Below are 21232 nucleotides of genomic sequence, written 5' to 3'. Positions count from 1 at the left end.
ACTCCTTGGCAGGCATAACGGTCAGCGCAGCGGCAGCACGGCTGCACGAGCGAAGCGCACAAGCCTACCGGATTGCGGAGGCTTAGTGGGTGATCTAGGCGAGGAACAGCTGCAGCAGGTCGTTGAGAAACAACTGGCCTTTGGCCGTGGCGACCAGGCGGGTGTCGTCGGCCTGTAGCAGGCCCAGGCGCTCGGCTTCTCGACGCGCCTGGTCGAGTTGTCGCACGGGCAGGCCGGTGCGCTGAGTGAACAGCTCGGCGGGCGCGCCTTCGCTCAGGCGCAGCACGTTCATGAGAAACTCGAAGGGCAGCTCGTCGGCTTCGAGGACACGTTCGCCGGCCTGGAAGGCTTTGCTGCGGTCCAGATAATCCTTGGGCAGGCGGGTTTTCCAGGTGCGCTGAATGCGTCCGTCGGGCGTGCTCAATTTGGCATGGGCGCCGGCACCGATGCCGAGAAAGTCGCCGAAGGTCCAGTAATTGAGGTTGTGCCGCGCCTGCTTGCCTGGCCGGGCGTAGGCCGACACCTCGTACTGCGCGTAACCCTCTGCAGCGAGCAGCGCCTGGCCGGCTTCCTGAATGTCCCACAGCAGATCGTCTTCCGGCAGCACCGGCGGCTGGCTCCAGAACACCGTGTTCGGCTCCATGGTCAGCTGGTACCAGGAAAGATGCGTGGGTGCCTGAGCGATGGCCGTGCGCAGGTCGAACAGGGCATCCTCGATGCTCTGCTCGGGCAGGCCGTGCATCAGGTCGAGGTTGAAGTTGTCGAAGCCGGCGGCGCGGGCCATGTCGGCAGCGCGAATGGCCTCGTTGCCGTCGTGGATGCGACCCAGCGCCTTGAGCTTGTCCTGCTGGAAGCTCTGCACGCCGATGGACAGGCGATTGATGCCCAGCGCCCGGTAGCCCTTGAACTTGGCCTGCTCGAAGGTGCCCGGGTTGGCTTCCAGGGTGATCTCGATATCCGGGGCGAAGGCCACGCGCCGTTCGACGCCTGCCAGCAGACGGCCCAGGGCTCGGTCGGAGAACAGGCTGGGGGTGCCGCCGCCGAAGAAGATCGACGTCAGCGGCCGGCCATGCACGTGGCGCAGGTCGACATCGAGGTCGGCGAGCAGGGCGTCGACGTATTCCTCTTCAGGCAGCGTCGGCCCGGCGGCGTGGGAGTTGAAGTCGCAGTAAGGGCATTTGCGCACGCACCACGGGATGTGGATGTAGAGCGCCAGAGGCGGGAGCAGGAAACGCCCGCCAGCGGTATCGCTCATGCCAGCCCCAGGCGCTGCTTGAGCAGGGCCATGGCGCGGGCGCGGTGGCTGATGCGGTTCTTCTGCTCGGGCGGCATCTCGGCGCTGGAGCATTGGCCTTCCGGCACCCAGAACAGCGGGTCGTAACCGAAGCCATGTTCGCCACGGGCTTCGTGCAGGATGCTGCCGTGCCACAAGCCTTCGCAGAGGATCGGCAGCGGATCGTCGGCGTGCCGCACCAGCGCCAGGGCGCAGACGAACTGGGCGCCACGCTCGGCATCCGGCACGTCTTTCAGGGCCGCGAGCAGTTTGGCGTTGTTCGCCGCATCGCCCTGGCCATCGGCATAGCGTGCCGAGTAGATACCGGGCGCGCCGCCGAGGAAGTCCACCGCCAGGCCGGAGTCGTCGGCCAGCGCCGGCAGGCCGGAGATGCGCGCGGCGTTGCGCGCCTTGAGGATGGCGTTCTCGACGAACGACAGGCCGGTTTCTTCCGGCTCGACCTGGCTGAACTCGCCGATCGAACGCACGCGCACGGCGTCGCCGAGCATGGCCTGCAGTTCCTTGAGCTTGCCGGCGTTATGGCTGGCCAGGACCAACTCTTTGAAATTAGTCATCCGGGAACATTTCCTGGTTGAAGGTGATGCGGTGGGCGTCGTCGCCCTGGCGCACGTTGAGCGTGAAGCTGAGCACTTCGCGGGTCTTGAACGGGAACTGCGCCAGGTAATAGATGGCCTCACCTTCGGTGACCTGACGGAAGGTCAGCGTGGTGCTCTTGCCCAGCAAATCCTTCACCTCACCGCCCACTACCGCCGTGCTGGGCTTGCCGGCCTTGAGCACGGCGACGTTGATCACGCCCTGGGTCTTGCTGCGCACCAGGCCGGCGGCGCTGGCGATATCCGGCTGGATGAAGCTGGAGTTGAAGACGCTGTAGTGCACGTCGAGATCGCCGAAGCTCTGCTTGCGCTCGGCGGCGGCCGGCAGTGCCAGGCACAGGGCGATCAGGAAGGGAATGATGCGGCGCATGGTGTTCTCCTCGTTCAGACCGCGACGCGGTGGGCGGGGGCCGCACCGCTGATGCGGTAGATGCCGATCTCGCCCAGCAGGTTGGGCCAGATGCGGCTTGCCAGGCCATGGCGATGGTCACGGTCCACCGCCAGGCGTTCTTCCACACGGGCACCCTGGGCGTGGCAGAGACGCTCGAAGTCCTCGAAGGTGCAGAAGTGGATGTTCGGTGTGTTGTACCAGGTGTAGGGCAGGAAGTCCGACACCGGCATGCGACCTTTTGTCGTCAGGTACCAGCGGCAGCGCCAGTGGCCGAAATTGGGGAAGGTGATGATGCAGGTCTTGCCGACGCGCAGCATCTCGGCCAGCACCTTGTCCGGGTAATGCAGCGCCTGCAGCGACTGGGTCATGACCACCACGTCGAAACTGTTGCTGGCGAAGTTGCCCAGGCCCAGGTCGAGGTTCTGCTCGATGACGTTGACGCCGCGCTCGATGCACAGGGCGATCTTGTCCGGGTCGATTTCCAGGCCGTAGCCGGAAACCTGCTTGTTGTCGCGCAGCCAGGCCAGCAGTTCGCCGTCGCCGCAGCCCAGGTCGAGCACACGGCTACCCGGGGCGATCCATTCCTGGATGATGTCCAGATCCGCTCGCATGCTCATACCTCGATTCGCTTCATGTAGCTGCCGAATGCCTGCAGGTAGCGCGGGATCGGCATGAGGAAGGCGTCGTGGCCCTGGGGTGCATCGATCTCCAGGTAGCAGACGTTCTTCTTCGCCGCGGTCAGCGCGTCGACGATCTCCCGCGAGCGGGCCGGGGAGAAACGCCAGTCGGTGGTGAAGGACATCAGGCAGAAGTCCGCCTTGGCCGCGGCCAGGGTCCTGGCCAGGTCGCCGTCGTGGGCGGCGGCAGGGTCGAAGTAGTCCAGCGCCTTGGTCATCAGCAGGTAGGTGTTGGCGTCGAAGCGCCCGGAGAACTCCTCGCCCTGATAGCGCAGGTAGCTTTCCACCTGGAACTCGACGCTGTGGAAGTCGTAGTTGAGCTTTTCGCTCTTCAGACCGCGGCCGAATTTCTCGCCCATGGCGTCATCGGACAGGTAGGTGATGTGGCCGACCATGCGCGCCAGCATCAGGCCGCGCTTGGGGATCACGCCCTGTTCCTGGAAATGCCCGCCATGGAACTCCGGGTCGGTGAGAATCGCCTGGCGTGCCACCTCGTTGAAGGCGATGTTCTGCGCCGACAGCTTGGGCGCTGAGGCGATGGCCAGACAGTGACGCACGCGCTCGGGGTAGCTGATGGTCCACTGCATGGCCTGCATGCCGCCGAGGCTGCCGCCGATCACCGCGGCCCATTGCTCGATGCCGAGTACATCGGCCAGACGCGCCTGGCTGTGCACCCAGTCCTCTACGGTCATCACCGGAAAGTCGGCGCCGTAGGACTTGCCGGTCGCCGGGTTGGTGCTGCTCGGGCCGGTGGAACCGTTGCAGCCGCCGAGGTTGTTGAGGCTGACGACGAAGAACTTGTTGGTGTCGATCGGCTTGCCGGGGCCGATGCAGCTGTCCCACCAGCCGGGTTTGCGATCATCCGGGCTGTGGTAGCCGGCGGCGTGATGGTGGCCGGACAGAGCATGGCAGATCAGCACGGCATTGCTGCGTGCGGTATTCAGCTCGCCGTAGGTTTCGACGACCAGTTCGTACTCGGCCAGGCTGCGCCCGCAGGCCAGCGCCAGGGGTTCGCTGAAACGGAACACCTGGGGGCTGACCAGGCCGACGGAATCTTCGGGAAATGCAGTGGGCATGAAGGCGCTGCTAATGAATCGGAGGAGGGCGCCAGTCTAAAGAGCACCGCCGGTAGCGGCAAGCGAGCAGGGCGCCCGCTTGTGCTACAGGCTTTGTTGCCGCGCCGCCACCGGCAGGCTGACCACCTTGCCCTGGCGCTGTACCGGCGCCGGGCGGCGCAGGATGCGAAGCATGTCGCTGGCCTGGGCCAGCTGTTGCTCCAGCTCTTCCTGGTAGCGCGCCAGTTGCAGGCTGCGCTTGCGCGTCTGTTGGGTTTCCTGTGCCAGTGCCTTGAGGCGCAGCATGTGGCTTTCCAGCATCTGCTTGTGTTCCAGGGTGTGCTGCATCAGCGGCATCAGGGCGTCGGCGGCCCATTGCTCGGCGTCCAGGCGCAGGCGCTGGTGCAGGCCGATCACTTCCTGCGCCAGAGTGGCGAAGAAGCGCCGGGTCAGGCTGCGCTGTTCGGTGAGCAATGTTTTCACGTGCAGGCGGAACTGATCGCCCTTGTCCTGCAGTTTCTTCAGCTCGCGCAGGTAGCGCTGGATCTTGAACTGCGGCGCGTCGACGCCGCCCAGCGGGCTGTCTTCGTTATGCCGGCGATAGATGGCGGCGACCATCTTGTTGGCCATCTCCGCTTCGTGCTCCAGGTTGTGCAGGTCCTGCTCGACGGCGCGGAAGAAATGCAGGATGGCCTGGTTGATGCCGAGGGTAGTCCAGCTGCCGGTGAGGTTGCGACGCACCTCGCTCAGGTGTTGCTCCAGACGCTCGGCGCGTGCGGCGTGGCGCAGCAACTGGCCCTGGCGTTGCAGCAGGCGCTGATTGGTCTTCAGGCCGAGCAGGCGCTTGTGGTGCCGGGTGTGGTCCTCCTTGGTCTTGGCGGTCAGCTCGAACAGCAACTGGCCATTGTCCTGCTGGTGGTTGCCAAGCAGGGCCAGTTGTTCGCTGACCTTTTCCAGGCGCAGGTTGAGGACGTGCTGGCTGTTGTTCACCAGCGCCAGGACCTGGCGTACCACGTGGTCTTCGATCAGGCGCTCCTTCTGCGCGACGATTCGTTCGCACAGCAGGTTCTCCAGGTCAGCCATCTGGCTGCGGGCCAGCAGCTCCTCGTCCTTGCGGACCTTGGCCAGCAAGGCCTGCTTGGCAGAGAGCGGCAGTACGTCCTGCTTGGCGATGCCCAACTGCTTGGCGGTGGCGCTCTGAATCTGGCTGATGGCGTTCTGCACGAAGGTCTCGCCGGCCAGATCGTCCCAGAGCACGTCGATCTTGTTCAGCACGGCGAACAGGCAGGTCTGGGTATCTTCATCGAGCTGACGAATGTGCTGCTGCCAGATGCTCATGTCACTCGCGGTTACGCCGGTATCGGCGGCCAGCAGGAAGATTATCGCCTGGGCGTTGGGCAACATCGACAGGGTCAGCTCCGGCTCGCTGCCCAGGGCGTTGAGGCCCGGTGTGTCGAGAATGCGCAGGCCCTGGCGCAGCAGAGGGTGATCGAAGTTGACCATGGCGTGGCGCCAGGCCGGCACCAGCACCTGGCCGCGCTTGCCGGTGCCTTCGAGCATGTCCGGGTGGAAACCGAGCTGAATCGCCTGCTCCACCGGCATGGGTTTGGTCTTGGCGACCTGGCTGAAGGCCAGGGCCATGTTGGCCGGGTCGCTGGTATCCAGCGGAATGTTCACCCAGTGGCGGGGAATGCGTTTGAACTGTGCGACGCTGGCCGAGGCGGTGCGGGTCTCGATCGGCAGCAGACGAATGTAGGGACGTTCCGAGCGCGGGTCGAAGAACAGCTCGGTGGGGCACATGGTGGTGCGCCCGGCATGCGAGGGCAGCATGCGCTGGCCGTATTCGGAGAAGAACAGGCTGTTGATCAGCTCGGTCTTGCCGCGCGAGAACTCGCCGACGAAGGCCAGGGTGATGTGATCGGTGCGCAGGATCTTCAGCGCGCGTTCGAGCTTGGCCTGAACCGCCTCGGAGTTGAGCCGGTTGTGCTCCAGCCAGCTGCGATAGCGCGTGATCTCGCGCATCAGTTCGCGTTTCCAGGTGACGTAGGCATCGACCTGCTGGCTGAGACGTTCCATGCTCATCCTGGCTCTCCTCTCGGCAAGATCATCCACTTGCGGGGGCTATATAAAGATTGGGTTGGGTTTGCCGCCAGGACGCACGGCGTTTCACGAGAACAGTTTGCATTATGCGGGGTACAAGGCAGCCGTCAATTGGCTGAAACAGCAGTCCCGCCTTATGGTCGGCTATGGCGGTCGAGTGGTCGTCAGGCGCGCTGCAGGCCGGGAATCGGCGGCAGGCTCTGCGGGGCACGAATGCGCAGGCGTTTCTGCCGATTGAGTTCGCCGCTTTCCAGGCTCACCTGGCTCTTGGCTACGCCGAACGCCTTGGCCAGGAAGGCCAGCAGGTGGGCGTTGGCCTTGCCGTCGACCGGCGGGGCGGTGAGGCGGATCTTCAGCCTTTCACCATGCAGCCCGGCGAACTCGTCCTTGCTCGCCTTGGGCTGCAGGTGGCAGTCGAGGATCAGATCCTCGCCGTCCCAGCGAAAGTAGCTCGCCACTCAGAGGAAGGGGCTGAGCATCGGCGGCAGGCCGGTGGAGGCTGCCAGGGCTCCGATCACGAAGCGGTCGATCAGGTTGATGGTGATGAAGGCGAAGATCGGCGAGATATCCAGGCCGCCAAGGTTCGGCAGCAGCTTGCGGAACGGTGCCAGCAGCGGTTCGCAAATCTGGTTCACCAGTTGCGCGCCGGGGTTGTAGCTGCCCGGTGCGACCCAGGAGAGGATCACGCTGATGATCAGGGCGAAGAAGAACACCTTGAGGAACAGCGAGGTCACGCCGATCACCGACCACACCAGCAGTTGCGCGATGAAACCGCCAACGTTGTAGCCCATCAGGGTCAGGGTGACGATCATCAGCAGCAGCTGCACCAGAATGGCCAGCACCAGTGAGGCCAGGTCCAGCCCGGCGAAGCCCGGGATGATGCGACGCAGAGGCGTCAGCAGCGGTTGCGTGGCCTTGACGATGAACTGGCTCAGCGGGTTGTAGAAGTCTGCACGTACCAGCTGCAGGATGAAGCGCAGCAGCACGATCAGCAGATACAGGCTGCCCAGGGTCTGGATGATATAGATGAGGGCTTCGATGAGTCCGGACATGTGTGCTTCCTTATTGACCCAGTTGTTCGGCCAGTTCGGCCGAGCGATTGGCGGCGGCGTTAAGTGCCTGTTTTACCAGCGCTTCGAAGCCGCCGGCCTGGAAGGTTTTGATCGCCGCTTCGGTGGTTCCGTTCGGTGAGGTCACACGGCGACGCAATTCGGCCGCGTCGACATCGCTCTCGCTGGCCATGCGCGCGGCGCCCAGTGCAGTCTGGATGCTCAGGCGTGCTGCGGTTTCACGCGGCAGGCCGAGCTGTTCGCCAGCCGTGGTCATCGCTTCGATCAGCAGGAAGAAATAGGCCGGGCCGCTGCCGGAGACGGCGGTGACCGCGTCGAGCTGGGTTTCTTCATCCAGCCACAGGGCCAGGCCCACGGCGCTCAGCACCTGTTCGGCCTGGGCCTTCTGCGCAGCGTTGACCCGCGGGTTGGCGAACAGGCCGGATACGCCCTGGCGCAGCAGCGCCGGGGTATTGGGCATGCAACGCACCACAGGGCGCTCGCCCAGCCAGTTTTCCAGGCTGGCGCAGCTGATGCCTGCGGCAATGGAGATGATCACCTGGTTGGCGGCCAGGTGCGGCGCCAGGTCCAGGCATACCGCTTTCATGATCTGTGGTTTAACCGCCAGCACGATCAGATCGGCGCCTTTGATGGCCTCGCCATTGTCGGCGAAGGTGGCGATGCCATGCTCTTGCTGCAGGCGCGCGCGCTGTTCGCTGCCGGGCTCGCTGGCGCGGATGGCGCTGGCTGCCACGCCCTGGGCGCGCAGGCCGCTAATCAGGCTGGCGGCCATGTTGCCGGCGCCGACGAAGGCGATGATCGGGTTGTTCATTGCGGGAATTCCTTCATTCAGTGAGTGGGCTGGCCGTAATCGCGGGCGCCGAATAGCGCGGTGCCGATGCGCACCCAGGTGGCACCTTCGGCGATGGCAGCCTCCAGGTCATGGCTCATGCCCATGGACAGGGTATCGAGATCGAGCGCCAGGTCATCGCGCAACTGGCGCAGACGGGCGAAGGCTGCGTGTTGCGCGGCGACGTCGTCGGTGGGCTCGGGAATGGCCATCAACCCACGCAACTGGAGGTTGGGCATGGTGCTAACGGCTCTGGCCAGCTCCGGCAACTCCTCGGGGCTGCAGCCGGACTTGCTGTCCTCACCGCTGACGTTGACCTGCAGGCAGATGTTCAGCGGCGGCAGATGCGCGGGGCGCTGATCGGACAGGCGTTGAGCGATTTTCAGGCGATCCACGGAATGCACCCAGTCGAAGTGCTCGGCGATGGGCCGGGTCTTGTTCGACTGAATGGGGCCGATGAAGTGCCAGATCAAGGGCAGTTCGGTCAGCGCGGCCTGCTTTTCCAGAGCTTCCTGCAGATAATTCTCGCCAAAATCGCGCAGGCCGGCGGCGTGCGCTTCGCGGATGGCGTCGGCCGGTTTGGTCTTGCTCACCGCCAGCAGGCCGATGTCCGAAAAATTGCGCTGCGAGGCTTGCGCCGCCTCACGGATGCGCGTTCCGACCTTTGCAATATTCTCTGCTATCGTGGACATTACCTGCGCTCTATATAAAGCCCGCTCGTTAAGCGTTCGCGGCATTCTACCTGCTTGCTTGTAATTGGGGAGTCCCATGGATATCACTGAGCTGCTCGCCTTCAGCGCCAAGCAAGGCGCGTCGGATTTGCACCTCTCGGCGGGGCTGCCGCCGATGATCCGCGTCGACGGCGATGTGCGCCGCATCAACCTGCCGCCGCTGGATCACAAGCAGGTACACGCGCTGATCTACGACATCATGAACGACAAGCAGCGCAAGGATTACGAAGAGTTCCTCGAGACCGACTTCTCCTTCGAGGTGCCGGGCGTGGCGCGCTTCCGGGTCAACGCCTTCAACCAGAACCGTGGCGCCGGTGCGGTGTTCCGTACCATTCCGTCCAAGGTGCTGACCATGGAAGACCTGGGCATGGGCGAGGTGTTCCGCAAGATCACCGACGTGCCGCGTGGACTGGTGCTGGTCACCGGCCCCACCGGTTCGGGCAAGTCGACCACCCTGGCGGCGATGCTCGACTACCTCAACAGCAACAAGTACCACCATATCCTCACCATCGAGGACCCCATCGAATTCGTTCACGAGTCGAAGAAGTGCCTGGTCAACCAGCGTGAGGTGCACCGCGACACCCACGGCTTCTCCGAAGCGCTGCGCTCGGCCCTGCGGGAAGACCCGGACATCATCCTGGTCGGCGAGATGCGCGACCTGGAAACCATCCGCCTGGCGCTGACCGCCGCGGAAACCGGTCACTTGGTGTTCGGCACCCTGCACACCACCTCGGCGGCCAAGACCATCGACCGCGTGGTCGACGTGTTCCCCGCCGAAGAGAAATCCATGGTCCGCTCAATGCTTTCCGAATCGCTGCAGGCGGTGATCTCGCAGACCCTACTGAAGAAAATCGGCGGCGGTCGTGTCGCCGCCCACGAAATCATGATCGGTACGCCGGCCATCCGTAACCTCATCCGCGAGGACAAGGTGGCGCAGATGTACTCGGCGATCCAGACCGGCGGTGCGCTGGGCATGCAGACCCTCGATGCCTGCCTCAAGACGCTGGTGTCCAAAGGCCTGGTCAGCCGCGACAGTGCGCGCGAGAAGGCCAAGAGCCCGGAAAACTTCTAACAGCCGTAGCGATTGTGCCGCACGCCGCCAGTCGCCAGGCCCGCTCAGGGCCTTCATCGGGCGTGCAGTTGATTGGCGAGACCCAAGATGGAATTCGAAAAACTACTGCGCCTGATGGTCGAAAAAGGCGGCTCCGATCTGTTCATCACCGCTGGCGTGCCGCCGTCGATGAAGGTCAATGGCAAGATCATGCCGGTGACCAAGAACGCCATGTCGCCGGAGATGACCCGCGAAACCGTGCTGGGTGTGATGAACGAGGCGCAGCGCCGCGATTTTGCCGAGAACCACGAGTGCAACTTCGCCATCAGCGCCCGTGGCATCGGTCGTTTCCGCGTCAGTGCCTTCTACCAGCGCAACCTGGTGGGCATGGTGCTGCGCCGCATCGAGACCAACATCCCCACCATCGATGATCTAAAGCTGCCGGAGATCCTCAAGAAGCTGGCGCTGACCAAGCGCGGCCTGGTGCTGTTCGTCGGTGCCACCGGTACCGGCAAGTCCACCTCGCTGGCGGCGATGATCGGCTATCGCAACAAGAACAGCAGCGGCCACATCATCTCCATCGAAGACCCGATCGAATACATTCACCAGCACCAGAACTGCATCGTCACCCAGCGCGAAGTGGGCATCGACACCGAGTCCTTTGAGGTGGCGCTGAAGAATACCCTGCGTCAGGCGCCGGACGTGATCCTCATCGGCGAGGTGCGGACCCGCGAGACCATGGACCACGCCGTGGCCTTCGCTGAAACCGGTCACCTGTGCCTGGCCACCCTGCACGCCAACAACGCCAACCAGGCGCTGGACCGCATCATCAACTTCTTCCCGGCCGACCGGCAGAACCAGGTGTGGATGGACCTGTCGCTCAACCTCAAGGCCATCGTCGCCCAGCAGCTGGTGCCGACCCCGGACGGCAAGGGCCGTCGCGCGGTGATCGAGGTGCTGATCAACACCCCGCTGGCCGCCGACCTGATCCGCAAGGGCGAGGTGCACGAGCTCAAGGGCCTGATGAAACGCTCCACCGAGCAGGGCATGCAGACCTTCGATCAGGCGCTGTACAACCTCTACACCCAGGGCGAGATCACTTACGAAGACGCGCTGCTTTACGCCGACTCGGCCAACGACCTGCGCCTGATGATCAAGCTCGGTTCGGAAACCGACGGCGATCACCTGACCAGCATGGCCCAGGGCCTGGCGCTGGAGGTCAGCGAGGAAGATCCGGGGCGTCGCTTCCGCTGACGCTGCCTGACGGGGGGCGCGCTGCGTCCCCTTCGTTTATCTGGGCGATGCGTTTGCCCTTTCTGCCTGCCAGCACCAGTGCCTGCCCATCGCGCTGCGCGCCGGCGCGCGCTTCGCTCATCAGTTGCGGAATCAGCGGGCCTTCCGGCAGGTGCTTCCAGAAGCGCGCTGGCAAATGCTGCTGCATCACCGTGCGGTTAAGGCGCGCCGGGTTGAAGGTGCTGCCGTAATAGGCGCGCCACAGGGCCTGGCCGTCATCTTCGGGCTGCCGTGCCCAGGCTTGCCACTGCACCGGGCAGTGGCGCTCGTGCTGCAGGCGCTGGCCATCCCAGAACACGCCATCGCGCGGCGTGGCGATCAGCCAGCTGTGCTTGCCCAGGCGCTCGGCGAAATGGCCGCTGGCCGAGGCGAGGATGTCGTGCGCCGGCTCGAACCAGGCGACGAAATCCGGCGCGCCTTGCGCCTTGCTCGGCTGAAAGCGCACGAAGGCGTGTAGGTGATGGGCCTCGCGGCGCACCGCCTTGAGCCTCCGATGCAACTCGCTACCGTCAGGATCGCCGGCCAGCACGGCGCTGCGCTCGCCCTGCACGAAGCGCCAGAGCACGCGGTAGAGCAGGCTCCAGCGCTCCTCGCCGCGGTACTGCGCGGCGCTTTCCAGCAGCTCCAGCAGTTCGGGCGATACGCGCAGGCGACCATTGGGCTCCGGCGCGCGTTCGGCAGGTTGATCGAACAGGCCAGGCGCCACTTCTTCGTCCAGCCACTGCAGCTGATGCGGCGCCAGGCCCTGCAGCAAGGCGCGGCGCGCGGCCTGGCGCCAGGTGGCGAAGGTGCCGTCGAAGCGCAGGCTGTGCATCACCACAACGCCATCTGCGCCGGGGTGTCGCGCAACTGCTGGCGCAGCACCAGGGATTCGTGTTCGGCCCGCGGCGGCCGGTAGTCCTGGGTAACGATGAAGGGCTTGGCCTTTTCCAGCACGCAGCGCAGGCGGGTCAGATCCTCATAGCGGATGCGCCGTTCACGCCGCAGCGCACCCAGGCGCTTGGCACTGAGCACGCCGATACCGGGCACGCGGGCGATCAGCGACTCGTCGGCGCGGTTCAGGTCCACCGGAAACTGCTCGCGATTGGCCAGCGCCCAGGCCAGCTTGGGGTCGATATCCAGCGCCAGGTTGCCGGGGCCGGCCAGCAGCTCCGTGGCGCTGAAGCCATAGCCGCGCATAAGGAAGTCGGCCTGGTACAGGCGATGCTCACGCAGCAGGGGCGGCGCCTCGAAGGGCACGGTTTTCGGGCTTTGCGGGATGGGGCTGAACGCCGAGTAGTAGACGCGGCGCAGGCGATAGTCCTGATACAGGCTCTGCGCGTTGTGCAGGATGGTGCTGTCGTCGGTGGCATCGGCGCCGACGATCATCTGCGTGCTCTGCCCGGCCGGGGCGAAGCGCGGCGCGCGGCGTTCTTCCTGGGCCTCGCGCTCACCGAGATGAATGCTGTGCATGGCCTGATGGATGCTGCCGACGTTCTTTTCCGGCGCCAGGCGCACCAGGCTGGTTTCGGTGGGCAGTTCGATATTGACGCTGAGGCGGTCGGCATAGAGGCCGGCTTCTGCGATCAACTCCGGCGCGGCATCGGGGATGGTCTTCAGATGAATGTAGCCACGGAACTGGTGCTCCTGGCGCAGCAACTTGGCGACGCGTATCAGCTGCTCCATGGTGTAGTCGGCCGAGCGGATGATGCCGGAACTGAGGAACAGGCCGCTGATGCAGTTGCGTTTGTAGAAGTCCAGGGTCAGGGTGACCACTTCCTCGGGGGTGAAGCGCGCTCGCGGCACGTCGCTGGAGCGGCGGTTGATGCAGTACTGGCAGTCGTACAGGCAGAAGTTGGTCAGCAGGATCTTCAGCAGCGCCACGCAGCGCCCGTCCGGGGTGTAGCTGTGGCAGATGCCCATGCCGTTGGTCGAACCGATGCCGTCCTTGCCCTTGGAGCTGCGCTTGGGCGCGCCGCTGCTGGCGCAGGAGGCGTCGTACTTGGCGGCGTCGGCGAGGATGGTGAGTTTTTCGATCAGTTGCATGGCAGGCGATATCGATACTGTTTTTTTATACAGTATATGGGCATCGTACAGCTATCAAGCCATTCGTTGAGTTGCACCGTCTCGTCGCAGATGAAACCTTCACTAGACGCGCAGCGTCATAGCTGCATCTCGCACAAGGAGCTCGCCATGCAACGACAGGACACCCATAGCAAGCTGATCGGCTACCTGCTGTGGATCTTCGGTTTTCTCGGTTCGCACCGTTTCTATTACGGCAAGCCGGTCACCGGCACCATCTGGTTTTTTACCCTCGGTCTGCTGTTCGTCGGCTGGATCATCGACCTGTTTCTGATCCCCTCGATGGATCGCGAGGCGGACCTGCGCTTCACCGCCGGCGATACCGACTACAACGTCGCCTGGATCCTGCTGACCTTCCTCGGCGTGTTCGGCGTGCACCGCATGTACCAAGGCAAGTGGATCACCGGGATCATCTACCTGCTGACCGGCGGCCTGTTCCTGATCGGCGTGCTCTACGACTTCTGGACGCTCAATACGCAGATCTCGATCAAAAACGCACGGCGCGGTTGAGTCAGAGGCAAGTGAGTTGCACGATCTGCCCCTCTCCCGCAAGCGGGAGAGGGGAGACAAGCGTCGTAGCCCGGTTGCAATCCGGGGAATGAAAAGGGCATCCCGCGGGATGCCCTTTTCGTTGCTGCTGGCGGGATCAGTCGTCGCTGTCGTCGTCGTCCGCGCCGTCGACCTTCATGCCCAGCTCCTTGATCTTGCGCGTCAGGGTGTTGCGGCCCCAGCCCAGCAGCAGGGCGGCGTCGCGGCGGCGGCCGGCGGTGTGCTTGAGGGCGGTCTCGATCATGATGCGCTCGAAGGCCGGCACGGCGGTATCGAGCAGGTTGGACTGGCCGCGTGCCAGGGCCTGATCGGCCCACAGGCGCAGCGCCTGTTCCCAGTTGGTCACCGGTGCGGCGTCCTGCGGCTGGGTCAGCAGCTCCGGGGGCAGGTCGTCGACATGCACTTCGCGCCCCGAGGCCATTACGGTGATCCAGCGGCAGGTGTTCTCCAGCTGGCGCACGTTGCCCGGCCAGGGCAGGTGCTTGAGGTAATCCTCGGTCTCGCTCTTGAGCAGCTTCGGTTCCACCGCCAGTTCCTGGGCGGCGCGGGCGAGGAAGTGGTTGGCCAGGGTGGGGATGTCCTCGCGGCGGTCGGCCAGGCGCGGAATGTGGATGCGGATGACGTTGAGGCGGTGGAACAGGTCTTCGCGGAACTTACCGGCCTGCACCAGAGTTTCCAGGTTCTGGTGGGTGGCGGCGATGATGCGCACGTCCACCTTCACCGGGGTGTGGCCGCCGACGCGGTAGAACTCGCCATCGGCCAGCACGCGCAGCAGGCGCGTCTGGGTGTCGGCCGGCATGTCGCCGATCTCGTCGAGGAACAGGGTGCCGCCATCGGCCTGCTCGAATCGACCGCGGCGCTGGTTGGCCGCGCCGGTGAAGGCGCCTTTCTCGTGGCCGAATAGTTCGGATTCCATCAGATCCTTGGGTATCGCCGCCATGTTCAGGGCGATGAAGGGCGCGGCTGCGCGCGGGCTGTGGCGGTGCAGGGCATGGGCCACCAGCTCCTTGCCGGTCCCGGATTCGCCGTTGATCAGCACGGTGATATTGGAGTGCGACAGGCGGCCGATGGCGCGGAACACCTCCTGCATCGCCGGTGCCTCGCCGATGATTTCCGGCGTACGTGCCTGCGCGGCGGGGGCGGCCAGGCTCTGCTGTTCCTGGGCATGCTGGAAGGCGCGTTTGACCAGCGATACCGCCTCGTCGACGTCGAACGGCTTGGGCAGATATTCGAAGGCGCCGCCCTGGTAGCTGGCCACCGCGCTGTCCAGGTCCGAATGCGCGGTCATGATGATCACCGGCAGGCGCGGGTACAGCTCGCGGATGCGGGCCAGCAGGTCGAGGCCGCTGGCGCCGGGCATGCGAATGTCGGAGATGATCACGTCCGGCTGCTGGCGGGTCAGGCGGGCGAGTACACCGTCGGCGCTGTCGAAACTCTGGGTGGTCATGCCTTCCTGTTGCAGGGCCTTTTCCAGTACCCAGCGGATGGAACGATCGTCGTCGACAATCCAGACGGTTTCACTGCGGCTCATGGCGTGGTCGCTCCTTGTTCCAGTGGCAGGAAGATCGAGAATACGGTGTGGCCGGGGTGGCTCTCGCACTCGATCAGGCCCTGATGCTGACTGATGATGTTCTGGGTGATGGCCAGGCCCAGGCCGGTGCCGTCGGCACGCCCGCTGACCATGGGATAGAAGATGGTTTCCTGCAGTTCCGGCGGAATGCCGGGGCCGTTGTCGATGATCTCCACCTTGACCACCAGGCGGTGGCGCGTGTGGCCGATGGTGAACTGGCGCAGGGTGCGGGTGCGCAGGCTGATGCGCCCCAGCCCCATGTCGTGCTTCTGCCCGGCGATGGCCTGCATGGCGTTGCGCACGATGTTGAGCACGGCCTGGATCATCTGCTCGCGGTCGATCAGCAGGTCCGGGATGCTCGGGTCATAGTCGCGCACCAACGTGATGCTGCCTTGGGCTTCCGCCTCGATCAGGTTGGCGACCCGTTCGAGCACTTCGTGCACGTTGGTCATCGCCAGCGACGGCAGCTTGTTCGAGCCGAGCATGCGGTCGACCAGGTTACGCAGGCGGTCGGCCTCCTCGATGATGACGTTGGTGTAGTCCTTGAGCTCTTCGTTGGGCAGTTCGCGCGACAGCAGCTGGGCCGCGCCACGAATGCCGCCGAGCGGGTTCTTGATCTCGTGGGCCAGGCCGCGCACCAGCAGTTTGGTGGTTTCCTGCTTGGACAGCTGCGCCTCTTCCTTGGTGATGCGCAGCAGGCGGTCGCGCGGGTGCACTTCCAGCAGCAGCAGGGTCTCGCCCTTGCTGAACAGTGGCGTCACCGCATAGTCCACGGTCAGTGTCTGGCCGGTGACCGAGGTCAGCACGGCTTCACGCTTGTTGAACGGATGCGCCTGCTCCACCGCCTGGCGCAGCGACGACAGCGCCTCGGGCGATTCGGTGAACAGGTCGCTGATGAACTGGCCATGGCTGCGCTGGCCACTGACGGCCAGGAGCATTTCCGCCGCCGGGTTCATGTACTCAAGGCACAGCTGGCTATCGAGCAGCAGGGTGGCGGTGGTCAGGTTGTCGAGTAGCAGTCGGTGCAGCGCGTCGTTGATGGTCATAGGCAGTGCGTTCCGGCAATGGGCAGGAAAATGCAAGAAGCAAACCAAGGCCCCGAAAAGACGCATTTTTTTTGCCCGCCCTTGCTGGCGGCCCGTCTTTGGCGCTCGCCAGCCGGCTCAGACGTCGCTCCCGGCTGCTTTTGGGGCGTTCGCAGGCAGGCGCAGCCGAGGCGACGCCGCTGGGCAGGGGAAGCGACCCAAAACAGGGAGAGCTTAGGAGGTGGTGTGCATGATTGCACCATAAAGGTGCGAGCTGGCTCAGAAGAAGGGCAGGATGCTGACCTCTTCCTTGGGCTTGTCTTTCAGGGGGCACTCGGGACGTACACCGTATTCATCCTTCTTGCACGGGTTCACCTTGCGCTTCTGCGCCAGGCTCATGCGGTGCATGTGAAAGGGCTGCGCCGGCGTGCGCTCGACGATGAGGCCGGCAGAGTCGATGATCTCTGCCACCAGTTGGTGCGTGCCGCGGTCGACGTGCCGCAGGGAAAACACCGGGCTGCGGCTGATTTCGCCCTGAGGTTCGCCATCGAGCAGCAGACGGTAGCTGTGGCCGGGCAGCAGGCCCGGCTCACTGTTGAGGGTCACGATCATATCCCCCGAGCCGTTGTGGATCGAGGCGTCCGGCTCCGGCACGAGAATGCGCAGCACCTGGTAGTGCACCGTGGGCTTGGTAACCGCGGGTGGGGCCATGCGCACCGTGGGCTTGGGCTGGCTCAGCTCCACGCTGTTGGCAGGCGCCAGCATCACCCGTTCGGCATTGCTGCTGCGTGGCTTGTCGGTGAATACGCGGTTACCGTCGGCGTCGATGTAGGTGTAGACCTGACCGAAAGCGAGCGGTGCGGCGAGCAGAAGCAGGATGAGCGGAAATCGCATAGTCAATTGGCAGGCTTCGGCTTAGGGCGTGGAGGCGGTGGTGGGGTCTGGCGCGCCGGACTGTTCAGGCTGATGCGCTGTACGGTAAAGGTTTCGGTGGCGCTCTGCTGGACGATTCGGTCGCCGGCCATCACGGCCACGGCCAGTGCGTGCTCGCCACGGTCGATATTGGTCAGTTGCAGGCTCGGAACGTTGCTGGCCTGGCCGTAGGGCTCGCCATCGAGAATCAGGCGCAGACGGTGACCGGGCTGCAGGCGCGGCTTAATGTTCACGCCAACGATGAAGGTGCCGTTGTTGGCGCGCATGGCCTCATCATCCGGGATGCCGGTCAGGCTCAGCTCGGCATAGGGCGCTTCGCTCTGCGCCGAAGTATCGTCTTCGGCCGGCGGCATGCTGGGCGTCTGCATCTCCACCGTGTTGGTTGGCGGCAACTCGACACTCTCGGCAGCCGTGCCGTCCGGCGGCTGATTGGTGAAGACGGTATTGCCGTTGGCATCGGTGTACTTGTAAATCTGCGCACTGGCCGGCAGGGCCAGGGCAAGCAACAGGCAGGCGAGTAATGGGCGCATGGGCCGATCCCTCCTCGGGTGATGCGCTAAGCCTTGCACTGCTATCGGTTCCTGGCAAGCGCAGGGCGCCATGGCTGTGACGTTTGGCTACAAAAAGTGGAATCGGATCTGCCGTCGGAGCGAGCTCTGCTCGCGAACCTGGCGACCTGAAGAGCTTCGCGAGCAGAGCTCGCTCCTACAGGGCATGGTGTTGTTGCCTGCCCATAAAAAAGCCCCGCCAGGCAGGGCCGGGCAGGGCTCTTGAAGCGCGCCGCACGAGGGCGGCGCGAATCTGGTTTAAACGCTGTAGTACAGGTCGTATTCCAGCGGGTGTACGAAGGTACGTACCTTGATTTCTTCTTCGCTCTTCAGCTCGATGTAGGCATCGATGAAGTCGTCGGAGAACACGCCGCCCTTGGTCAGGAATGCGCGGCCCTTGTCCAGCTCTTCCAGGGCTTCTTTCAGGCTGCCGCACACCTGCGGGATCAGCTTGCCTTCTTCCGGCGGCAGATCGTACAGGTTCTTGTCGGCGGCATCGCCCGGGTGGATCTTGTTCTGGATGCCGTCCAGACCGGCCATCAGCAGTGCAGCGAAGCACAGGTACGGGTTGGCAGCCGGGTCCGGGAAGCGCGCTTCGATACGGCGGGCTTTCGGGCTGGAAACGTACGGGATACGGATCGAGGCGCTGCGGTTGCGAGCCGAGTAGGCCAGCATGACCGGAGCTTCGAAGCCCGGAACCAGACGCTTGTAGGAGTTGGTCGACGGGTTGGTGAAGCCGTTCAGGGCCTTACCGTGCTTGATGATGCCGCCGATGAAGTACAGAGCGGTCTCGGACAGACCGGCATAGCCTTCGCCTGCGAAGGTGTTCTTGCCGTCCTTGGAAATCGACATATGCACATGCATGCCCGAACCGTTGTCGCCGTACAGGGGCTTGGGCATGAAGGTAGCGGTCTTGCCGTAGGCGTCGGCCACGTTGTGCACGCAGTACTTCAGGGTCTGAACTTCGTCAGCCTTGGCAACCAGGGTGTTGAACTTCACGCCGATTTCGTTCTGGCCGGCAGTGGCCACTTCGTGGTGGTGCACTTCGACGACCAGGCCCATTTCTTCCATGGCATTACACATGGCAGTACGGATTTCGTGGTCGTGGTCGCACGGCGGAACCGGGAAGTAACCGCCTTTGACGGCCGGACGGTGGCCCTTGTTGCCGCCTTCCACGTCCTGGTCGGTCATCCAGGAGCCTTGCTCGGAGTAGATCTTGAACATCGAGCCGGAGATGTCGGACTTGAACTTCACTTCGTCGAAGATGAAGAACTCGGGCTCCGGGCCTACGAATACGGTGTCACCGATGCCGGTGGTTTTCAGGAACTCTTCGGCACGCTTGGCGATGGAGCGCGGGTCACGATCGTAGCCCTGCATGGTGCTCGGCTCGATGATGTCGCAAACGATGATCAGGGTCGGCTCTTCGGTGAACGGGTCCAGCACGGAGGTTTCGTCGACCGGCATCAGGATCATGTCGGAGGCTTCGATGCCTTTCCAGCCATGGATGGACGAGCCATCGAACATCTTGCCGTGCTCGAAGAAGTCCTCGTCCAGGGCGTCACGGGCCGGCATGGTCACGTGGTGCTGCTTGCCTTTGGTGTCGGTGAAGCGCAGGTCTACCCACTTCACGTCGTGTTCTTTGATCAGTTGAACAGCCTTAGACATGTTGTCCTCCAGATGGAAAAGGCTCGCTTCGTGGAGCCCCGATATGTGCGGTGAAGCCCGGCGGGATAGTCCTTCAGGGCGACCTGCCTCACAAGGGAGCAAATTGCATGCCAGTGCCCTTTAATGGGCAGAGACCGCGAAACTCAGGCACTGCGCCGGCTGCACGCTGATCTCGTGCAGATATTTGCACCATTTTAGAGCTGCAATTTCTCGTGAAGACCTATTTTGGTGCGCTGTCTCGGTGCTGCAGTATTTTTGGTCAAAGCTTGAACAATTTCCGCTATAATCCGCGCCCCTGTTTTTTCGTCCCCCAGGTGGGCGGCCTATTCATGAAGCTGATCGTCAAAGTTTTCCCGGAAATCACCATCAAGAGTCGCCCGGTGCGCAAGCAGTTCATTCGCCAGTTGGGGAAGAACATTCGCTCCGTGCTGCGTGACCTTGACCCCGAGCTGCGGGTCACGGGTGTCTGGGACAACCTGGAGGTCGAGACCGACCTGGACGATCCGCGCCTGCTCAGCGAGATGACCGAACGCCTGCGCAACACACCGGGCATCGGCCTGTTCCTCGAAGTCAACGAATACCCGCTGGGCGATCTGGACGAGATCACCGAGCATTGCAAGCGCCACTACGCCGACCAGCTGCCGGGCAAGATCTTCGCTGTACGCTGCAAGCGCGGCGGCAAGCACGTGTTCAGCTCCATCGATGTCGAGCGTCATGTCGGTTCGCGCCTGCGCCAGGAGTGCGGTGCAGCCGGCATCGACCTGAAGAAGCCGGAAGTCGAAGTGCGCATGGAAATTCGTGACCAGCGCCTCTTCGTGGTGCACAACCGTCACGAAGGCCTCGGCGGCTACCCGCTGGGCTCGCTGGAGCAGACTCTGGTACTGATGAGCGGCGGTTTCGACTCCACCGTCGCGGCCTATCAGATGATGCGTCGCGGTCTGGTCAGCCACTTCTGCTTCTTCAATCTGGGGGGGCGTGCCCATGAATTGGGCGTGATGGAAGTGGCGCACTACATCTGGCAGAAGTTCGGCCGCTCGCAGCGCGTGCTGTTCGTCAGCGTGCCGTTCGAAGAAGTGGTCGGCGAGATTCTCGGCAAGGTCGACAACAGCCAGATGGGCGTCATCCTCAAGCGCATGATGCTGCGCGCCGCCAGTCGTGTTGCCGAGAAGCTGCAGATCGAGGCGCTGGTCACCGGGGAGGCGATCAGCCAGGTGTCGAGCCAGACCCTGACCAACCTGGCGGTGATCGATTCGGCGACCGACATGCTGGTGATGCGTCCGCTGATCGCCAGCCACAAGCAGGACATCATCGACACCGCCACGCAGATCGGCACCGCCGAGTTCGCCAAGAACATGCCCGAGTACTGTGGCGTTATCTCGGTCAACCCGACCACCAAGGCGCGCGGTTACCGCGTCGAGAAGGAGGAGGCGCAGTTCGACATGGCCATCCTCGATCGTGCTCTGGAACGTGCCACCCAACTGCCCATCGACCGCGTGATCGACGAGCTGGGCAAGGACGTGCAGGTCGAGGAGGTGCGTGAGGCGCTGGCCGGGCAGATCGTCATCGACATCCGCCATCCCGATGATGCCGAAGACGAGCCGCTGGACGTGCCAGGCGTCGAGGTGCAGGCGCTGCCGTTCTATGCGCTGAACAACAAATTCAAGGAACTGGATGAGAACCGCCAGTACCTGCTGTATTGCGACAAGGGCGTCATGAGCCGCCTGCATGCCCATCACCTGCTGAGCGAGGGGCATGCCAATGTGCGCGTTTATCGTCCGGCATAGGACGCCGGGGTTG

General features: G+C 63.9%; 21 protein-coding genes. 4 read left to right on the top strand and 17 right to left on the bottom strand.

What is annotated here, in order from left to right:
* Positions 1-94 precede the first annotated feature (94 nt).
* The 10 genes from hemW to GYB81_RS16510 form a co-directional block, all read right to left on the bottom strand.
* Entirely contained in the window at positions 95-1255 is a 1161-nt protein-coding gene (gene hemW / locus GYB81_RS16555; protein ID WP_161866064.1) for a radical SAM family heme chaperone HemW, read from the bottom strand.
* Positions 1252-1848, bottom strand: a complete 597-nt coding sequence (gene rdgB, locus GYB81_RS16550) for an RdgB/HAM1 family non-canonical purine NTP pyrophosphatase (RefSeq protein ID WP_161866063.1) — start codon at positions 1846-1848, stop codon at positions 1252-1254. The genes hemW and rdgB overlap by 4 nt, the downstream gene beginning before the upstream one ends.
* On the bottom strand, positions 1841-2257 hold the full coding sequence (locus tag GYB81_RS16545) for a DUF4426 domain-containing protein (RefSeq protein WP_161866062.1): 417 nt from the start codon (positions 2255-2257) through the stop codon (positions 1841-1843). The genes rdgB and GYB81_RS16545 overlap by 8 nt, the downstream gene beginning before the upstream one ends.
* 14 nt (positions 2258-2271) lie before the next feature.
* On the bottom strand, positions 2272-2889 hold the full coding sequence (gene metW / locus GYB81_RS16540) for a methionine biosynthesis protein MetW (RefSeq protein WP_161866206.1): 618 nt from the start codon (positions 2887-2889) through the stop codon (positions 2272-2274).
* A gap of 2 nt (positions 2890-2891) precedes the next feature.
* The gene (metX, locus tag GYB81_RS16535; protein ID WP_161866061.1) at positions 2892-4031 is read right to left on the bottom strand and encodes a homoserine O-succinyltransferase MetX; all 1140 of its coding nucleotides are present in this window, start codon (positions 4029-4031) and stop codon (positions 2892-2894) included.
* Between the two features lie 84 nt (positions 4032-4115).
* On the bottom strand, positions 4116-6092 hold the full coding sequence (locus GYB81_RS16530; protein ID WP_161866060.1) for a dynamin family protein: 1977 nt from the start codon (positions 6090-6092) through the stop codon (positions 4116-4118).
* A gap of 182 nt (positions 6093-6274) precedes the next feature.
* Positions 6275-6568, bottom strand: a complete 294-nt coding sequence (locus GYB81_RS16525) for a DUF167 domain-containing protein (RefSeq protein WP_161866059.1) — start codon at positions 6566-6568, stop codon at positions 6275-6277.
* The gene (locus tag GYB81_RS16520) at positions 6569-7162 is read right to left on the bottom strand and encodes a YggT family protein (protein ID WP_161866058.1); all 594 of its coding nucleotides are present in this window, start codon (positions 7160-7162) and stop codon (positions 6569-6571) included.
* Between the two features lie 10 nt (positions 7163-7172).
* The gene (proC, locus tag GYB81_RS16515) at positions 7173-7991 is read right to left on the bottom strand and encodes a pyrroline-5-carboxylate reductase (protein WP_161866057.1); all 819 of its coding nucleotides are present in this window, start codon (positions 7989-7991) and stop codon (positions 7173-7175) included.
* 17 nt (positions 7992-8008) lie between these two features.
* The gene (locus GYB81_RS16510; protein ID WP_161866056.1) at positions 8009-8701 is read right to left on the bottom strand and encodes a YggS family pyridoxal phosphate-dependent enzyme; all 693 of its coding nucleotides are present in this window, start codon (positions 8699-8701) and stop codon (positions 8009-8011) included.
* Between the two features lie 76 nt (positions 8702-8777).
* Here GYB81_RS16510 and GYB81_RS16505 point away from each other — a divergent pair, with 76 nt between their 5' ends.
* The gene (locus GYB81_RS16505) at positions 8778-9812 is read left to right on the top strand and encodes a type IV pilus twitching motility protein PilT (protein ID WP_004373763.1); all 1035 of its coding nucleotides are present in this window, start codon (positions 8778-8780) and stop codon (positions 9810-9812) included.
* An 87-nt stretch (positions 9813-9899) separates the two neighbouring features.
* Positions 9900-11045, top strand: a complete 1146-nt coding sequence (locus GYB81_RS16500; RefSeq protein WP_161866055.1) for a PilT/PilU family type 4a pilus ATPase — start codon at positions 9900-9902, stop codon at positions 11043-11045.
* On the opposite strand, the gene GYB81_RS16495 is transcribed toward GYB81_RS16500, so the two are convergent.
* Positions 11011-11898: a TIGR03915 family putative DNA repair protein gene (locus GYB81_RS16495; protein WP_161866054.1), complete on the bottom strand. Its 888-nt coding sequence runs from the start codon at positions 11896-11898 to the stop codon at positions 11011-11013. The genes GYB81_RS16500 and GYB81_RS16495 overlap by 35 nt on opposite strands.
* The gene (locus GYB81_RS16490) at positions 11898-13109 is read right to left on the bottom strand and encodes a putative DNA modification/repair radical SAM protein (RefSeq protein WP_161866053.1); all 1212 of its coding nucleotides are present in this window, start codon (positions 13107-13109) and stop codon (positions 11898-11900) included. Before GYB81_RS16490 ends, GYB81_RS16495 begins: the two co-directional genes overlap by 1 nt.
* A gap of 147 nt (positions 13110-13256) precedes the next feature.
* Between GYB81_RS16490 and GYB81_RS16485 the strand changes: the two genes are divergently transcribed.
* A complete protein-coding gene (locus GYB81_RS16485) occupies positions 13257-13655 on the top strand; it encodes an NINE protein (protein ID WP_161866052.1) in 399 nt (132 codons plus the stop codon).
* 136 nt (positions 13656-13791) lie between these two features.
* Here GYB81_RS16485 and ntrC read toward each other — a convergent pair whose 3' ends face one another.
* The 5 genes from ntrC to glnA form a co-directional block, all read right to left on the bottom strand.
* Positions 13792-15225, bottom strand: a complete 1434-nt coding sequence (gene ntrC / locus GYB81_RS16480; protein ID WP_004373752.1) for a nitrogen regulation protein NR(I) — start codon at positions 15223-15225, stop codon at positions 13792-13794.
* On the bottom strand, positions 15222-16310 hold the full coding sequence (gene glnL / locus GYB81_RS16475; RefSeq protein WP_129482515.1) for a nitrogen regulation protein NR(II): 1089 nt from the start codon (positions 16308-16310) through the stop codon (positions 15222-15224). Before glnL ends, ntrC begins: the two co-directional genes overlap by 4 nt.
* 258 nt (positions 16311-16568) lie before the next feature.
* Complete coding sequence (locus GYB81_RS16470; protein ID WP_161866051.1) at positions 16569-17183, bottom strand: DUF4124 domain-containing protein; 615 nt, start codon at positions 17181-17183, stop codon at positions 16569-16571.
* Positions 17184-17185: 2 nt separating this feature from the next.
* On the bottom strand, positions 17186-17752 hold the full coding sequence (locus tag GYB81_RS16465; protein ID WP_161866050.1) for a DUF4124 domain-containing protein: 567 nt from the start codon (positions 17750-17752) through the stop codon (positions 17186-17188).
* A gap of 276 nt (positions 17753-18028) precedes the next feature.
* On the bottom strand, positions 18029-19435 hold the full coding sequence (gene glnA, locus GYB81_RS16460) for a glutamate--ammonia ligase (RefSeq protein WP_013717510.1): 1407 nt from the start codon (positions 19433-19435) through the stop codon (positions 18029-18031).
* A gap of 329 nt (positions 19436-19764) precedes the next feature.
* Here glnA and thiI point away from each other — a divergent pair, with 329 nt between their 5' ends.
* Positions 19765-21219, top strand: coding sequence for a tRNA uracil 4-sulfurtransferase ThiI (gene thiI / locus GYB81_RS16455; RefSeq protein ID WP_161866048.1), 1455 nt, complete (start codon positions 19765-19767; stop codon positions 21217-21219).
* Positions 21220-21232: the final 13 nt, after the last annotated feature.

It is taken from the genome of Pseudomonas yangonensis, assembly GCF_009932725.1.
Classification (GTDB): domain Bacteria; phylum Pseudomonadota; class Gammaproteobacteria; order Pseudomonadales; family Pseudomonadaceae; genus Aquipseudomonas; species Aquipseudomonas yangonensis.
Note: the sequence above shows the minus strand (reverse complement) of the source record. Positions and strands in the feature narration are given on the sequence as shown.

What these genes read in the sequence shown, in the direction of transcription:
- hemW (WP_161866064.1), bottom strand. Translation starts at nt 1,255, where the DNA reads ATGAGCGATACCGCTGGCGGGCGTTTCCTGCTCCCGCCTCTGGCGCTC.
- rdgB (WP_161866063.1), bottom strand. Translation starts at nt 1,848, where the DNA reads ATGACTAATTTCAAAGAGTTGGTCCTGGCCAGCCATAACGCCGGCAAG.
- GYB81_RS16545 (WP_161866062.1), bottom strand. Translation starts at nt 2,257, where the DNA reads ATGCGCCGCATCATTCCCTTCCTGATCGCCCTGTGCCTGGCACTGCCG.
- metW (WP_161866206.1), bottom strand. Translation starts at nt 2,889, where the DNA reads ATGCGAGCGGATCTGGACATCATCCAGGAATGGATCGCCCCGGGTAGC.
- metX (WP_161866061.1), bottom strand. Translation starts at nt 4,031, where the DNA reads ATGCCCACTGCATTTCCCGAAGATTCCGTCGGCCTGGTCAGCCCCCAG.
- GYB81_RS16530 (WP_161866060.1), bottom strand. Translation starts at nt 6,092, where the DNA reads ATGAGCATGGAACGTCTCAGCCAGCAGGTCGATGCCTACGTCACCTGG.
- GYB81_RS16520 (WP_161866058.1), bottom strand. Translation starts at nt 7,162, where the DNA reads ATGTCCGGACTCATCGAAGCCCTCATCTATATCATCCAGACCCTGGGC.
- proC (WP_161866057.1), bottom strand. Translation starts at nt 7,991, where the DNA reads ATGAACAACCCGATCATCGCCTTCGTCGGCGCCGGCAACATGGCCGCC.
- GYB81_RS16510 (WP_161866056.1), bottom strand. Translation starts at nt 8,701, where the DNA reads ATGTCCACGATAGCAGAGAATATTGCAAAGGTCGGAACGCGCATCCGT.
- GYB81_RS16505 (WP_004373763.1), top strand. Translation starts at nt 8,778, where the DNA reads ATGGATATCACTGAGCTGCTCGCCTTCAGCGCCAAGCAAGGCGCGTCG.
- GYB81_RS16500 (WP_161866055.1), top strand. Translation starts at nt 9,900, where the DNA reads ATGGAATTCGAAAAACTACTGCGCCTGATGGTCGAAAAAGGCGGCTCC.
- GYB81_RS16495 (WP_161866054.1), bottom strand. Translation starts at nt 11,898, where the DNA reads ATGCACAGCCTGCGCTTCGACGGCACCTTCGCCACCTGGCGCCAGGCC.
- GYB81_RS16490 (WP_161866053.1), bottom strand. Translation starts at nt 13,109, where the DNA reads ATGCAACTGATCGAAAAACTCACCATCCTCGCCGACGCCGCCAAGTAC.
- GYB81_RS16485 (WP_161866052.1), top strand. Translation starts at nt 13,257, where the DNA reads ATGCAACGACAGGACACCCATAGCAAGCTGATCGGCTACCTGCTGTGG.
- ntrC (WP_004373752.1), bottom strand. Translation starts at nt 15,225, where the DNA reads ATGAGCCGCAGTGAAACCGTCTGGATTGTCGACGACGATCGTTCCATC.
- glnL (WP_129482515.1), bottom strand. Translation starts at nt 16,310, where the DNA reads ATGACCATCAACGACGCGCTGCACCGACTGCTACTCGACAACCTGACC.
- GYB81_RS16470 (WP_161866051.1), bottom strand. Translation starts at nt 17,183, where the DNA reads ATGCGATTTCCGCTCATCCTGCTTCTGCTCGCCGCACCGCTCGCTTTC.
- GYB81_RS16465 (WP_161866050.1), bottom strand. Translation starts at nt 17,752, where the DNA reads ATGCGCCCATTACTCGCCTGCCTGTTGCTTGCCCTGGCCCTGCCGGCC.
- glnA (WP_013717510.1), bottom strand. Translation starts at nt 19,435, where the DNA reads ATGTCTAAGGCTGTTCAACTGATCAAAGAACACGACGTGAAGTGGGTA.
- thiI (WP_161866048.1), top strand. Translation starts at nt 19,765, where the DNA reads ATGAAGCTGATCGTCAAAGTTTTCCCGGAAATCACCATCAAGAGTCGC.